This is a genomic window from Candidatus Falkowbacteria bacterium (genome assembly GCA_016699775.1).
Classification (GTDB): Bacteria; Patescibacteriota; Patescibacteriia; order Patescibacteriales; family Patescibacteriaceae; genus Patescibacterium; species Patescibacterium danicum.
Window position 1 is genome coordinate 155,520 of record CP065010.1, and the last position, 13,821, is coordinate 169,340.

The following is a 13,821-nucleotide window of genomic DNA, read 5'->3' on the forward strand; positions in this document are numbered from 1 at the left end:
TATTTACTGTATATTTATTTATAAAATTTATTATATGACAAATATTATACAGGTTATCAAAACAAAATTAAATCATGTAATGTGGATGTTTATTATTACCGGTGTTATTTTGTTGATGTTATCAGTGCTGGCTGTTTGGACTGATTTACTTCTTAGACTTTTAGTAGGCTTATTTATCCTTCTTCTTGCCTTAAATCTGTTCTCAGTGGCGCTAAAAATTCATTCAATCAAAAAGCATCTTGGATAATAGTATTTGTTCCCGATTGAACTTATGAAAAATATTTTTAAGAATGTAGGTATTTTATTACTCGCCTTTATTTTTTTGGGTGCCTTATTTTCGTTGTGGAGTGAGCAGGGAAGTAATGTTGAAGTGATTGGCTTTGATCGTTTAACACAAGAAATTAATAATGACTTTGTTAAAAGTCTAGAAATTAATGGTGAGGTAGTGAATATAACCTTAAAAGATGATAGTAAGAAGTCTGTTACCAAAGAGCCAGGTCAACCAGTTTCTGAACTACTATCTAATCTAGGTGTAGCCCCTGAAAAAATTGCCTCTCTTAATATTACAGTTGCTTCAACTACTGGTGCTCGAGCCTGGGCTGGAGCGTTATTGCCATACTTAATCCCATTTATTCTTTTGGGTTTGTTTTTTGTATTTTATGATGCGTTCGGTGCAGGGCGCCAATAATCGAGCAATGAGTTTTGGTCAATCACAAGCCAGAGAATCAATCCAATCAACTAAAGATAAAGTTACTTTTAAAGATGTTGCTGGTGTTAAGGAAGCCAAAGAAGAATTAGAAGAAATTGTTGAGTTCTTGCGAGAGCCTGATAAATTCACAGCCTTAGGGGCAAAAATTCCACGTGGTGTATTGCTACTTGGCAGCCCAGGAACTGGAAAAACCTTGTTAGCCCGAGCGGTAGCCGGAGAAGCCAATGTGCCATTTTTTAGTATTTCTGGGTCTGAGTTTGTGGAAATGTTTGTTGGTGTTGGTGCTTCTCGTGTTCGTGATTTATTTCGTAAAGCCAAGCGTGGTGCGCCATGTATAATTTTTATTGATGAAATTGATGCCGTTGGTCGAAAGCGTGGTTCGGGTATGGGTGGATCTCATGATGAACGTGAACAAACGTTAAATCAAATTTTGGTTGAAATGGATGGGTTTGAAGTAAATGCTGGCGTCATTGTCATGGCTGCCACTAACCGACCTGATGTGTTGGATGCAGCTTTAATGCGTCCTGGCCGTTTTGATCGACAGGTTGTGCTTGATGATCCAGATATTGCTGATCGTGAAGCAATTTTGGGAATCCATGCTCGTCAAAAGCCATTAGCCAAAGAAGTTTCTTTACGTCGTGTTGCTGAACGAACACCTGGATTTAGCGGCGCTGATTTAGCTAATGTTTTAAATGAAGGAGCATTACTGGCTGCTCGTCATAATAAAAAAATTATTAGTCAGCAAGAACTCTTTGAAGCTATTGAAAAAGTAATGCTTGGCCCAGAACGAAAATCACGCATATTATCTGATAAGGAAAAAGAAATTACTGCCTATCATGAAGCTGGTCATGCTATCGTTTCGCACTTCTTATTGCATACAGATCCTGTTCATAAAATTTCCATAATTTCTCGAGGTCGAGCTGGTGGCTATACGTTAAAATTACCAACTGAAGATCGTCACTTACATACTAAGACAGAATTTATTGAAGAGATTGCTGTTTTATTAGGAGGATATTTGACTGAAAAAGAATGGTTTAAGGATGTAACAACTGGTGCTACCTCTGACTTACGCAGAGCAACTGCTTTGGCTCGTCGTTTAGTAACTGACTATGGTATGTCTGATAATCTTGGTCCACGAACTTTTGGTGAAAAAGAAGAAATGATTTACTTAGGTCGTGAAATTCATGAGCAACGTGATTATAGTGAAAAAATTGCTGAAGCCATTGATGGTGAAATCTCTGGATTTATGAGTCAGGGTACAGCTATGGCGGAAAAAGTGATTAAGGAACATCGAGATAAATTGGAAGCTGTTGCCAAGCGATTACTAGAAAAAGAAACTATTGAGAAAGAAGAGTTTGAGGAGTTAATGAGTTAGCATTATAGATTGGTTGAAGTAAAATAAAAATCCAAGTGTGAAACCTTGGATTTTTTGCATTTATACAAAAAAATTGAAAACTATTATATATAGACTGGTTAGTACGGCTGCTAATATTCCAGCAACTGTATCGTCTATCATAATTCCAAATGATCCCTTATAACCTCTTCTCCCTTGATATTTGTTTTCTATTTTTTTTATTAACCAAGGTTTTGAGATGTAAAAATCTTGGAATGCAAACCAAGAGATTATAAAGAACATAATACTTTTAAGCCAATGATCAGCAACGATAAAAAAGACAGGGAGTCCAGCTATGAGCTGACCATGGACTTTATCTATGATCGTATGATCATAATTTATCTTGCCGATATATTTTTTCCTATGGCCAAAGATGAGAAAGAAAATTCTCTCAGCAGGGCCTATAAGAAATATCCCAAGTAAAAATGTTATTATTATCAGGGTAACTACTAGCTCTACCGACTGGTTGTTAGTGAAAATATAGATCAACAATCCGAGTCCGATTAAGCTACCCATTAATCTTCCACCCGAGCCTGCTTTTTTTGAAATAAAGCTTGGAATAAAACCGAGAAAAAAGAAACTGGTGATGTAAAGAGCAATCAGGGCAAAAAATCCCTTTAGAATATGTAACATTCAACCTCCTTTTTTTAAGTATTTAAGCTTAAAAATAGTATGATGTCAACTCAAGTTAGTAATATTATTTTAGTCTGTTGGTTTTATTAATAATTTGCTATAATAAATATATTAATATTTAAAGGCTATTGCCTTAATATAATATGACTTTTTATCGATCCATTATTAGACAAGCCATTCTTATCAGTTGGCATAATAAGTATCTATGGTTTTTTGGTTTGTTTGCAACTCTATTATCCAGCAATTTTGAGATTGAATTGGTTAATCGTTTTACTAATGGAGGAGCTACGCCATACGATTTTCAGCGTTGGTGGGAGACAGGTATTTTTAATGGACAAACCTGGATCAATTTCTTTCAATTAGCAACCACTGATACAGCTACTTTTATTTCTATTATTCTTTTAGTAGCAGTTTTGATTACTCTAGCAGTGGCTATTATTTGGTTAGCAATCGTTTCTCAAGTTGCTTTGGTAAATAGCGCAAGTAAAATTATTTCAAATGCTAAAAAAAGTATTAATGCAAAAAATCATGATACTTCATTAGGATTACAGGAAGGTCGGAAGCATTTTTGGCCAGTGCTTGGTCTACAGGTACTTGTTAGAGTACTTGTTTATGGTTTAGCAGCCACAACAGTTATTCCAGTTTTGCTGTGGGTAAGTAAACCAACCCTTACATTTAGTCTTGCATATTTAGTTATCTTTTTAATCTTCTTTGCCATAGCTTTAGCGATTTCTTTAGTTGCTAAATATGCAATCGCTGCTATTACAATTAAAGGTCAACGTTTTAGTCAGGCTATTAGCTCTTCTTGGGATCTTTTTTGGAAGAACTGGTTAGTAAGTTTGGAAATGGCCTTTATCCTTTTTGCCATCAGTATCATCGCCACTTTTGCTATTATTTTGGCCATATTGATTGTTGGCATTCCAGTTGTATTTTTATTACTTCTTACTCTCTATTTAAATTCTTTTATTTTGTGGGTTTCAGTTATAGCAATAGGGGCTATTATTTCTTTCGGAATTTTAATTATTGGTGGTTCAATTGTAACAGTTATTCAGACAGTAGCTTGGGTTACATTATATAATCAGCTAAATGGTAAGGGTGTTGAAAGTAAATTAGAGCGAGTCTTTGGAGAATAAAAATTAAGTTATGATTAGGTAATTATATATACAAACGACCGTAACTGGTCGTTTTGTGTTTATCTATATGAATGAAAAAATTGAACAAATACCTAATAATGAGCCACTTGATAATCTTTCTGATTCTATTGATAGTAAATTGGCATCAAGCGAACAGAATGATAAAAAAAAGTATAAAGAAGATAAGAAAACTTTTTTGGAACATTTAGAAGTTATGGGCTATATAGATGAGAGTATTATAAGGATTAATGAAGCATATGCTTTAAGTTATGGTATTTTTAGCTCGATAAAACGTGATACAGGCGAACCTTATTTTGATCACTTGATGGGGGTTTCTTTAATATTAATAGATGAGTGTAAGGTAGAAGATCCTGAGATGGTTATTGCTGCTTTATTTCATGATGCTATTGAAGATTCAGTAGTGTATGGCGATACATCTATGCCAATGTCGGTGTGGAGAAAAATTGCTTATACCCGTTTGTCAAAAACTTTTGATTCAAATGTTGCGAAAATGGTAATTACGCTCACAAGGCCACAGGTTGATGGAGTTGAGATTAAAGATGATAAAGAGGCTCATGATGTCTATATTTCTAAGTTACAAGAAACTGAAGATTTACGAATTATTTTAATAAAGATGGCTGATCGTTTACATAATCTTCGGACATTAAAAGGTACTACTTTGGATAAAAAGCGTCGAGTGGTTAAAGACACTGAGGAAGTTTACTTTAAATTGTTTAAGAGAGCGAAGGATTTCTATCCAGAACAATACAAATATCTTTTAAAAGAAATGGAGTTAGCTATCAATAATGTGAATCTCAATACTGAAGACTAATTAGTATAATCGAAAAATTAAAAACACCTAGTTTTATAACCAGGTGTTTTTAAGTTTTGTCGTTTTAATGTTTTAAAATTTTATATTTGGAATTATACTCGTATCACTACTGGCATTAAGAGTGGTCGACGTTTGGTTTCTTGGAAAAGAAATTGACCAATATCTGATCTAATTTTGTTTTTCAAAAAATCATCATCAGTCATGCCTGGCTGTGGTTTTGGACGGTTTTTAACAATTAAACGAATTTTTTGACGGGTTTTCTGGATTAATTCTTGATTTTCTTTCATATGTACAAAACCTCGGGAAATAATATCAGGACTACTTAATAGTTCACCAGTTTTTGAATCAATAGTAGTGATAACAACAACCATTCCATCCTCGGACATCATTTTACGATCACGTAAGACGACATTATTGCTGGAATCAGTAACACCCATACCGTCAACAAATACATAGTTAGCAGGAATCTTTTCTTTATTTGATTTATAGCCAGTTCTATCAAATTCAATAACCATCCCGTTGTTTGGCACAATAATATGTTTTGGATTAAAGCCGATACCTTTGGCTAATTTTTCGGCTTCTTTAAGCATAAAATAGTTTGCATATACCGGAATAAAGTAATCTGGTTTAACTATTTTTAACATATAAGCGATATCTTCTTTGGTGCCATGACCAGAAATGTGAACATCCATTAAGTTTCTATGAATAACGTTATCGCATTGACGATACAAGTTATCAATTAAACGTTGAATCACTCGTTCATTTCCGGGAATGATTGAAGATGATAAAACAATAGTGTCATTTCTTTTAATTTTTAAGAAAGCGGTGACTACCTTCAATAACCCGAGAGAGGACGGCATTTTCTTCACCTTGAGCGCCGGTGCAAATCACTACAATTTTTTCATCAGGGAATTGTGAAATCTGATCGATTTTTATAAAGGTTTCTTTGCGACTTTTTATATAGCCAAGTTCTCTGGCAATCTCTATATTAAATTTCATGCTATAGCCATCAAGAGCAATTTTTTTACCAAGACGCTCAGCAATTTCTATAATCCAGCCAACACGTTCAACTTGTGAAGAAAAAGTTCCAATCACAATGCGTCCAGGAGATTTTGAAATAAGTTCTTCAAGATTTTGCTTTAAAACGGCAGCCGTTGGACTAGCTTGATGACTAACCATGCCCAAGCTTTCTAACATTAAAATTGTTGGTCGTTGCAACTTTGAAAGATGAGAATAATCAAGAACTGGATCGCCAGTTTTTGGGTCTCGCTCCATTGTCCAATCTCCGGGGTGGATAACTGTGCCAGAAGGCGTGCTGATAATGACACCAACAGCATCCATGATTGAGTGTTCAACTTGGAAAAAGCTAATTTTAAAAATACCGAGACTTAATGTATCACTAAGCTCTTTGATTAAAATAGTTTTAAGTGTTTTTGAGCTATTTGGTTTATAATCTTCAACGCGGTGTTTAACCATCGCCAACGTCATATTGCGACCAATAATTGTTGGGTTGCCCAATTTTTCCAAGAGAATAGGTGCAGCTCCAATGTGATCAAGGTGACCATGAGAAAAAATAACCCCACGGATATTTTTTTCTTTACCTTTTAGATACTCAATATTAGGAATTACGTAATCGATCCCTAACATATCATCTTCAGGAAATTGAATTCCCATATCTAAAATGATAATGTCATTATCATATTCAAAAATGGTCATATTACGACCAACTTCTTCGCAACCACCAACTGGAATAACTCGGAGTCTATTAGCTATTCTACCTGGGGTAGTAGGAATTTTTGAGGTTGGAATTACCCGTGATCCCTCCGGACGAGCATTAAAGCGAGGCATTGGTCTACTACCAGAGCGTCGCTGTGATTGATTGCCAGTACGCATATCAGTTCCCCGACGTAGTGGAGTATTTTGTGGACGCTGACGATTGTTTGTCATTGGCCCTGTTTGACGATCAGACAGTGGTCGATCACCAGGTTTCGGACGCGGGTACGGCGACCGAGGATTTTTATATTTTATTATCATATATAAGTTAAATTTTTTCTATCTCTAGAAGAGAATTAATAGTAAAAGTTTTTGTTATAAAGTTATAAGGTTATAAAGTGAATTTTCAGTTTACTTTATAACATTATTACATTATAAACCTTAAAACTAATGTAGTGCCGAAGGAGGGATTTGAACCCTCACAAAGTTGCCCTTACAGCGACCTGAACGCTGCGCGTCTACCAGTTTCGCCACTTCGGCTGGCACAGTTTATTTAATTTGTCGCTTTACTTTAAGATACCAAGATTCAATATCAATAAAACGATCACTTGAATCACTTAAAAAAGTTGAAGAAAAACCTTTTAATTTTTTTGTTTGGGGATAGATATAGGCTTTCCAGAATAAGGGGATTGCCGGAACATCAGTTATCAGGGCAGTTTGAAATTTATTATATCGATCACTTACAACATTTGCATCACTACTGAGCCGAGCTTCTTTAAGCCAGGTATCAACATCGCTGCGACTATATCCAGAAATATTTCCTGGTCCATCAGTTGCCCAGAATGGATAGGGATCGCCTGTTTCCAAAGCTTCAGTATAAATAATGGCATCAAAATCCTTATTAGCTAGTGCTTGATTTTGAATTTGGGTATCTTCTTGAATTTTTAGATTTACTTTGACGCCTAGTTTTTTCCAATCTTCAGCTACCTTTTCCGCAACTCCCTTAAGTGAGGTTGGAGCCGCTAAGGTAATGATTATACCATCGTTGCCCTTCATTCTCCATTCACCAACTCCAAGTTCGGTAATTGAACCAGGAGTTTTTGAAGTTTTGATTGCTTCAAGGTCAGCCGTTGTTAATGTTCTTAGTTTCCAATCATTTTTTTCTAAAAGCTGCTGTGCTTCATTTAATTGCAGAGCAGGCATTGCTTCTGTTTTGGTGTAAGAGGCAGGGATAAGACTGTCGGCAATCTTACGATCACTTTGCCCAGCAATAGAAAGTACATTTTGTTTTTCAATGGCTGTTAAGGCCTGACGAATTGGTGCTAAAGAGACAGCCCCTTTAGCTTTTGCATTAAAGAAAACTGCTGTTAAATAAGGCTGAGGAATAGTGTGAAAGTTCAGAGAATTTTTTGCAATAATTGTCTCAATTAAATTTGCCGGTAACTCAGCTAAACCATTAACATGACCATTATTAATAGCGGCCACCATTTCTTCTGAGCTTGGGAAAAACTTAAATATAATTTTATCTAAGTATGGAGCTTGTCCATAATAGTGTTCATTTCGTTCCAGGGTATATGAGCGAATTGTTCCAGTATTATTTTTTACTAATGATTTAAGTTTATATGGTCCTGAACCAATTGGTTTAAGATTAAGTTCGGCTAAGGGAATCATTTCCGGACTAACGCCCTCCCAGAGATTTTTTGGAAGAATTCCAAAGTCCAAGAGACTAGTAAAACGTCCGTAGGGTTCACTTAAGCTAAAGGAAATTGTTTTGTCATCAACTTTTTCGGCAGTTACTTGGGAGAAACGTGCGTTCAATGGTGATTTATAATCAGGATTTTGAATTAAATTAAAAGTAAACAAAACATCGTCAGCCGTAATCAATTCGCCAGTTGGCCAGTGAGCTTCCCGTAAAGTAATTTTGTAGGTTTTATTTTCAGCGGAAATTGTTTGTTCGTCTGCAAGGTCAGGAACGGTATTACCTTCGGCATCAGATGTATAGAGACGAGAAAAAAGTAATTCTTCAAGATCAGCATCAATTGGATTTAAAGAAGCATAGAGGGGGTTAATATATTGTGGGTTTCCAAGCATGGCTTCTATATATGTACCACCAGCCTTTGGAATTAGTTCAATATATTTTTGGTATAATAGTGATCCAAGAATTGCTAATCCACTAACCATAATAACAAAAAAACCATACAAAAAAAGTCTCTCTCGTCCTTTTATAAAATGACTTAAGTATTTTAATTGACGGGGGGAGGGGATACGCGATTTAGAAAGTTGAAAAACTAATTGTTGATCAAGATTTTTTGTTGTTTGCGGACGACGTTTAAAAGAAAACATAGTAAAATCAAAAGACAAAACTATAAAAGACAAAGGTTAGGTATCTACTAAAAGATAAAATGAATTTGTCTTTCGGAGGTTTTATTATTATTGGATAGAGATAAATCTTTGAATAGGTAAGATTGATTGGCAGCGACTGGTAGCCGGATCAATAGAAATTACAACCGCACTAAGAATAGCTTTTCCAGATTCAGGAAGGCGTTGAGGTTGTTTAATTTGTGTTAGAAATGAATATAAAACAGGTTCTTTTTCAACTCCAATTACTCCATCTGCATATCCGGTCATACCTACATCAGTTAAATAACCTGTACCAGCAGAGGTAATACAATTATCAGCAGTTTGAACGTGCGTATGGGTGCCGATGAGGGCACTAGCACTACCATCAACAAAATGACGAAAAGCTATCTTTTCCGAAGATGCTTCTGCATGTATATCTATTATTATAGCAGAAAATTTTTTATCTGTAAAGAGCGCCATGATTTCAGTGTATTTTTCAAAGGGAGAATCATAGTCGCGTGACATAAAACTACGCCCAATAAGGTTTATTAGAAGAATGTCGCCTAATTCTGTTGGGATAACAGCATAACCTCTTCCCGGAGCTTGTGAGCTGTAATTTGCTGGTCGTAGAATTGGCTGTTCATCATTAAAGCAACTTTGAATATTTGTGCTTTGATCAAAGCAATGATCGCCAGTTGTAATCCAATTAACTCCTGAGTTTAGTAGCTCTTCGGCAATGGAAGCCGTTATCCCTTTGCCATGAGCGGAATTTTCTCCATTGGCAATCACAAAATCTATAGCCATCTCTTTTTTTATATCTGGCAACAGAGCAGCAACCGCTTTACGACCAATAGATCCAACAATATCGCCTATAAATAGAATGTTTATCATGTAGTATTCTAATTTCGAAGTTTTACAGTTTGGCTATTTGAAATTTTAGAATTTTTATCTGGCGTATTCAATAACGCGAGTTTCGCGAAGTAGGTTAACTTTAATTTCACCTGGATATTTAAGTTCTTCTTCAATTTTTTTAGCAATATCTTTGGCCATTTCATGGGCTTTTAGATCACTGACTTCTTCAGCTTTTACAAAGACACGAACTTCACGTCCGGCTTGAATAGCATAGACTTTTTCAACACCTTCAAATGACTGAGTTAGTTTTTCAAGTTCTTCAAGTCGTTGAACATATTGTTCAAAACTATCATGCCGAGCTCCTGGACGAGATGAAGAAATGGCATCAGCTACCTTAACTATGATCGTAACAATATCAGAAGGGTGATCTTCATGGTGTTTTTCAATTGGGGCAATAACAGCTTCACTTAAACCAAACTTACGAGCAATTTGCCCACCGATTTCTGGGTGACTACCTTTTACTTCATGGTCAACTGCTTTTCCAATATCATGAAGCAGTCCACCCTTTTTAGCTGTACTGACATCAGCGCCAAGACTTTCTGCCAAAAGACCACAAAGATGAGAAACTTCTACAGCGTGTTTCAAAGCGTTTTGACCATAGCTGGTTCGATATTTTAAGCGACCAATAATTTGTACTAGTTTTGGATCAAAACCAGTAATTCCAAGTTCATACAAAGCTTCTTCTCCGGCTTTTTTAATATCAAGGGCTAATTCTCGTTTTGCTTGATCAATGGCTTCTTCAATTTTTGTTGGGTGAATACGTCCATCTTTAATTAAAATTTCCAAAGCTTGTTTGGCAATATGGCGACGAATGGCTGAGAAACCAGAAATAGTAATAGCGTTTGGTGTATCATCAACAATAATTTCAACACCAGTAAGTTGCTCAATAGATTTTATATTTCTACCCTCACGACCAATAATACGTCCTTTCAAATCGTCATTAGGTAATTCAACAGTAGTTGTAGTTAACTCAGTGATAAAATTTGAGGACAAACGTTGCATGGCGGCTGAAACAAGTTCCCGAGCCTTTTCATCAATCGTTTCTGAAGTCTCGTTTTCTAATTTTTTTAGGCGAGAGGTTAAGGCCTCACGACTATCTTTTTCCAAACGTTCAAATAATTTTTCTTGAGCTTCATCGCGCGTTAAGTGAGCCACTTTTTCCAAGACAGCGGTTTGCTCTTCACGAATTTTATGGATCTGTTCTTTAGCTTCTTCAACTTTTGAAACTTTGTCATATAAAGCCTGCTGCTTATCTTGAAGTTCAAGCAGTTTTTGGGAAAATAAATTTTCTCGTTGTTCTAGTCGTTCTTGAAGCTGAGAGACTTCTTTATGACGATCAGAAGCTTCAATTTTAGCTTGTTCAATAATTTTTAAAGCCTTATCTTGGGCTTCAAGAATGAGCTTTTTTTCTTTATTTTTTGTTTCCGCTAAAATTGTTTCAGCACGTAATTCAGCACTGTTAATTTGCGTTAAGGCTCGTTGTTTACGTAGCCAGTAGCCAAGTAAAATTGAGACGAAAGCAATAACTATATATATAAGATAGGGCATAGAAGTGATTTCCATGCCGACGGACGTTTATGTTAAGAGCTAATGTAAACTCTGTTTTAAAGAAAACAGTAAGTAATTCAGAATAATAATGATTTCAGGTAAGTATCAACAGAGAAATTAGATAAGAATTTTACTAACATTAGATATAAACTACAAACAGGTTGTTCAGAAACCGTAGTCGGCTGGAATAATTAATTTATAAGAAATCTTTCTTTACCCTACCATTCTTTAAATATATTTGCAAGACATAGGATTATGGCTTTTTTTAGAGTGGTAAGCTATAATTTTAATGTTTATAGCCTTAGAGAAAAGAAAAAACTCTGTTGATTACCTTTTTTATGCCCTCTACTATTATCACCAAATTAGGTTTGGATCGGCCATTAGTTTTTTTTGATACCGAGACCACCGGATTAAATATCTTAAATGATCGGATTATTCAATTGGGATATATAAAGTATATTCCAGGAGTAAAAGAAGCAGAAAAGGCAACTCTTTTTTTTAACCCAGAAATGTCAATCCCAGCCTCTTCAACAGCTGTTCATGGTATTACTGATACTGACGTTGCGAACGCACCACTTTTTAAAGATGAGGCTAAAAAATTATTAGAGATTTTTTCAAATTGCTATTTTAGTGGTTTTAATATTTCTAGCTATGATTTGCCTCTCTTACGTCAAGAATTTCTTCGGGCTGGAGAAACTTTTTCTTTTCAAAGCAGTGATATTATTGATTCAAAAACAATTTTTCATGCCTTTGAACAACGAAATCTAACGGCTGCTTATCAATTTTATTGTGGTAAAGAATTAGTTGAAGCTCATGATGCTATGGCTGATACTTTGGCGGCAGCTGAAGTTCTTATGGCTCAGATTGATCGTTATGGTGCCAAAGAAATTATGGAAGTGCAAGTAAAATATTCTCAAGATTTTTTTGATGCTGATGGTAAGTTCTATTGGAAGGATGGACAGGTATGTTTTGCTTTTTCAAAGCATAAACATCGTAGCTTAGCTGAAGTTATGGAGAAAGAACCGACGTTTTTGGATTGGATGTTGGCTCAAGATTTCTCTGAAGAAGTTAGAAAGCTAGTTAAGGATGCTTTAAAAGGAAAGTTTCCAGCACGCGATTAAGATATTTTTTTAGTCTATGGATATTATTTCTCATGCTCTGCTTACAAATTTAGTTTTTAAAGATGCTCCCACAACTCAACGGTTAGTAGCCACAGCTTTTGGTGTCTTACCGGATTTAATTAGTTTTGGGCCGATGTTTAATACTCTATTTTTACGCAAAGTATTATTTTTTAAAAAACCACCGCAGTCATTGTTTCCCAAGTATGTCATGCAGATGTATAATGTGTTCCATAGTTTGATTGTTTGGTTAGCAGTGTTTCTTTTATTAATGTTGTTTGGTTTTGATTGGCTGGCAATTGCTGTTTGTGGTTGGGGATTTCATATTCTGATTGATGTATTCACTCATTCCAGTCGAGCTTTCCCAACACCAATTTTATGGCCGGTTTCAAAGTTTCATTTTTCCGGAATTAGTTGGTCAAATAAGTGGTTTATTCTGTTTAATTATTTAATGATCTTATTTTTATATATTTTCTTTTATTTCTAAACCAATGTCCGATACTATTGCTTCAACTCTTTCCCCAAAAATGCGTGAAGAAGACTCCGCAGAGGTTGGCTTGCGTCCAAAAATTTTGGATGAGTATATTGGTCAAGAACGAGTTAAAGAAAATTTGCTAATCTTAATTGAAGCCGCAAAGCAACGAGCTGAACCAATTGATCATGTCCTGTTATACGGTGCGCCTGGTCTTGGTAAAACAACGTTGGCTCATATTATTGCTAAAGAATTAGGAGCTCAGATTAGAGTCACCTCTGGTCCAGCTTTGGAAAAACCTGGTGACTTAGCAGCGATTTTAACAAATTTAAGTCCAGGTGATATTTTATTTATTGATGAAATTCATCGTTTACCTCGAACCGTTGAGGAAGTACTTTACCCGGCTATGGAAGATTTTGGTTTAGATATTGTTATTGGGAAAGGGCCTTCGGCAAAAATTCTGCGCTTAGATTTACCTCGTTTTTCAATTATTGGTGCCACAACACGAGTTAGTTTGTTGTCATCGCCATTACGTGATCGATTTGGGATGACCTATCACTTGGATTTTTATCAGCTAAAAGACTTAGAGCAAATTATCGCTCGAAGTGCAAAGTTATTAGGTCTGGATTTGGATGATACTTCTGCAACAGCCATTGCAGCGCGTGCTCGTCGCACTCCACGTCTAGCTAATCGTTTACTTCGTCGCGTTCGTGATTATTGTGAGGTTAAGGCAGAAGGCAAGATTGATGCTGAATTATCTCGTCAGGCTCTTGAACTTTTGGATATTGATCATTTGGGTCTTGATAGAATTGATAGAAAAATTTTAGAAACGATTATTGAAAAGTTTGCCGGTGGCCCGGTTGGTATTAGCACAATTGCCGCAGCGACAGGTGAAGATTTGGCAACGATTGAAGAGGTCTATGAACCATATTTGCTACAACTTGGCTTTTTAAATCGCACCTCAAGAGGACGAGAGGCGACTGATATTGCCTACAAGCACTTAGGTAAGCATAGATAA

At 35.8% G+C, this 13,821-nt stretch carries 14 protein-coding genes and 1 tRNA gene; 8 read left to right on the plus strand and 7 right to left on the minus strand.

The window, feature by feature from the left end; all coding sequences use genetic code 11:
* Positions 1-34: 34 nt before the first annotated feature.
* Genes IPN41_00830 through ftsH form a run of 3 tightly spaced genes read left to right on the plus strand, consistent with a single transcriptional unit; the run spans position 35 to position 2,084 of the window.
* The gene (locus IPN41_00830; GenBank protein QQS60511.1) at positions 35-247 is read left to right on the plus strand and encodes a hypothetical protein; all 213 of its coding nucleotides are present in this window, start codon (positions 35-37) and stop codon (positions 245-247) included.
* Between the two features lie 24 nt (positions 248-271).
* On the plus strand, positions 272-688 hold the full coding sequence (locus IPN41_00835) for a hypothetical protein (protein QQS60512.1): 417 nt from the start codon (positions 272-274) through the stop codon (positions 686-688).
* Complete coding sequence (gene ftsH / locus IPN41_00840) at positions 660-2,084, plus strand: ATP-dependent zinc metalloprotease FtsH (GenBank protein ID QQS60513.1); 1,425 nt, start codon at positions 660-662, stop codon at positions 2,082-2,084. The genes IPN41_00835 and ftsH overlap by 29 nt, the downstream gene beginning before the upstream one ends.
* 60 nt (positions 2,085-2,144) lie before the next feature.
* Here ftsH and IPN41_00845 read toward each other — a convergent pair whose 3' ends face one another.
* Positions 2,145-2,735: a phosphatidylglycerophosphatase A gene (locus IPN41_00845; protein QQS60514.1), complete on the minus strand. Its 591-nt coding sequence runs from the start codon at positions 2,733-2,735 to the stop codon at positions 2,145-2,147.
* Positions 2,736-2,878: 143 nt separating this feature from the next.
* Between IPN41_00845 and IPN41_00850 the strand changes: the two genes are divergently transcribed.
* Both IPN41_00850 and IPN41_00855 read left to right on the plus strand, forming a co-directional pair.
* Positions 2,879-3,868, plus strand: a complete 990-nt coding sequence (locus tag IPN41_00850; GenBank protein ID QQS60515.1) for a hypothetical protein — start codon at positions 2,879-2,881, stop codon at positions 3,866-3,868.
* A gap of 67 nt (positions 3,869-3,935) precedes the next feature.
* A complete protein-coding gene (locus IPN41_00855) occupies positions 3,936-4,700 on the plus strand; it encodes an HD domain-containing protein (GenBank protein QQS60516.1) in 765 nt (254 codons plus the stop codon).
* Between the two features lie 92 nt (positions 4,701-4,792).
* On the opposite strand, the gene IPN41_00860 is transcribed toward IPN41_00855, so the two are convergent.
* The 6 genes from IPN41_00860 to rny all read right to left on the minus strand — a co-directional run bounded on the left by IPN41_00860 (position 4,793) and on the right by rny (position 11,213).
* Positions 4,793-5,560, minus strand: coding sequence for a ribonuclease J (locus tag IPN41_00860; protein QQS60517.1), 768 nt, complete (start codon positions 5,558-5,560; stop codon positions 4,793-4,795).
* Complete coding sequence (locus tag IPN41_00865; protein ID QQS60518.1) at positions 5,508-6,734, minus strand: MBL fold metallo-hydrolase; 1,227 nt, start codon at positions 6,732-6,734, stop codon at positions 5,508-5,510. Before IPN41_00865 ends, IPN41_00860 begins: the two co-directional genes overlap by 53 nt.
* Before the next feature lie 135 nt (positions 6,735-6,869).
* Positions 6,870-6,953: transfer RNA gene (locus IPN41_00870), tRNA-Leu, on the minus strand.
* Between the two features lie 9 nt (positions 6,954-6,962).
* Positions 6,963-8,756 (minus strand): ABC transporter substrate-binding protein, encoded by a 1,794-nt coding sequence (locus tag IPN41_00875; protein QQS60519.1) that lies wholly within the window; start codon positions 8,754-8,756, stop codon positions 6,963-6,965.
* Between the two features lie 87 nt (positions 8,757-8,843).
* Complete coding sequence (locus tag IPN41_00880) at positions 8,844-9,641, minus strand: YmdB family metallophosphoesterase (protein ID QQS60791.1); 798 nt, start codon at positions 9,639-9,641, stop codon at positions 8,844-8,846.
* Positions 9,642-9,698: 57 nt separating this feature from the next.
* Entirely contained in the window at positions 9,699-11,213 is a 1,515-nt protein-coding gene (gene rny, locus IPN41_00885; protein QQS60520.1) for a ribonuclease Y, read from the minus strand.
* Positions 11,214-11,551: 338 nt separating this feature from the next.
* Here rny and IPN41_00890 point away from each other — a divergent pair, with 338 nt between their 5' ends.
* From IPN41_00890 to ruvB, 3 genes are read left to right on the plus strand one after another with little or no spacing between them, the layout of a single operon-like run.
* Positions 11,552-12,334, plus strand: coding sequence for a 3'-5' exonuclease (locus IPN41_00890; GenBank protein ID QQS60521.1), 783 nt, complete (start codon positions 11,552-11,554; stop codon positions 12,332-12,334).
* A 16-nt stretch (positions 12,335-12,350) separates the two neighbouring features.
* On the plus strand, positions 12,351-12,818 hold the full coding sequence (locus IPN41_00895; protein ID QQS60522.1) for a hypothetical protein: 468 nt from the start codon (positions 12,351-12,353) through the stop codon (positions 12,816-12,818).
* A 4-nt stretch (positions 12,819-12,822) separates the two neighbouring features.
* The gene (ruvB, locus tag IPN41_00900) at positions 12,823-13,821 is read left to right on the plus strand and encodes a Holliday junction branch migration DNA helicase RuvB (protein ID QQS60523.1); all 999 of its coding nucleotides are present in this window, start codon (positions 12,823-12,825) and stop codon (positions 13,819-13,821) included.

Bases quoted from the DNA above. Each gene is read 5' to 3' on its own strand.
- rny (QQS60520.1), bottom strand. From the start codon at position 11,213: ATGCCCTATCTTATATATATAGTTATTGCTTTCGTCTCAATTTTACTT.
- IPN41_00850 (QQS60515.1), top strand. From the start codon at position 2,879: ATGACTTTTTATCGATCCATTATTAGACAAGCCATTCTTATCAGTTGG.
- IPN41_00865 (QQS60518.1), bottom strand. From the start codon at position 6,734: ATGATAATAAAATATAAAAATCCTCGGTCGCCGTACCCGCGTCCGAAA.
- ftsH (QQS60513.1), top strand. From the start codon at position 660: ATGATGCGTTCGGTGCAGGGCGCCAATAATCGAGCAATGAGTTTTGGT.
- IPN41_00895 (QQS60522.1), top strand. From the start codon at position 12,351: ATGGATATTATTTCTCATGCTCTGCTTACAAATTTAGTTTTTAAAGAT.
- IPN41_00860 (QQS60517.1), bottom strand. From the start codon at position 5,560: ATGCCGTCCTCTCTCGGGTTATTGAAGGTAGTCACCGCTTTCTTAAAA.
- IPN41_00830 (QQS60511.1), top strand. From the start codon at position 35: ATGACAAATATTATACAGGTTATCAAAACAAAATTAAATCATGTAATG.
- IPN41_00835 (QQS60512.1), top strand. From the start codon at position 272: ATGAAAAATATTTTTAAGAATGTAGGTATTTTATTACTCGCCTTTATT.
- IPN41_00890 (QQS60521.1), top strand. From the start codon at position 11,552: ATGCCCTCTACTATTATCACCAAATTAGGTTTGGATCGGCCATTAGTT.
- ruvB (QQS60523.1), top strand. From the start codon at position 12,823: ATGTCCGATACTATTGCTTCAACTCTTTCCCCAAAAATGCGTGAAGAA.
- IPN41_00855 (QQS60516.1), top strand. From the start codon at position 3,936: ATGAATGAAAAAATTGAACAAATACCTAATAATGAGCCACTTGATAAT.
- IPN41_00875 (QQS60519.1), bottom strand. From the start codon at position 8,756: ATGTTTTCTTTTAAACGTCGTCCGCAAACAACAAAAAATCTTGATCAA.
- IPN41_00845 (QQS60514.1), bottom strand. From the start codon at position 2,735: ATGTTACATATTCTAAAGGGATTTTTTGCCCTGATTGCTCTTTACATC.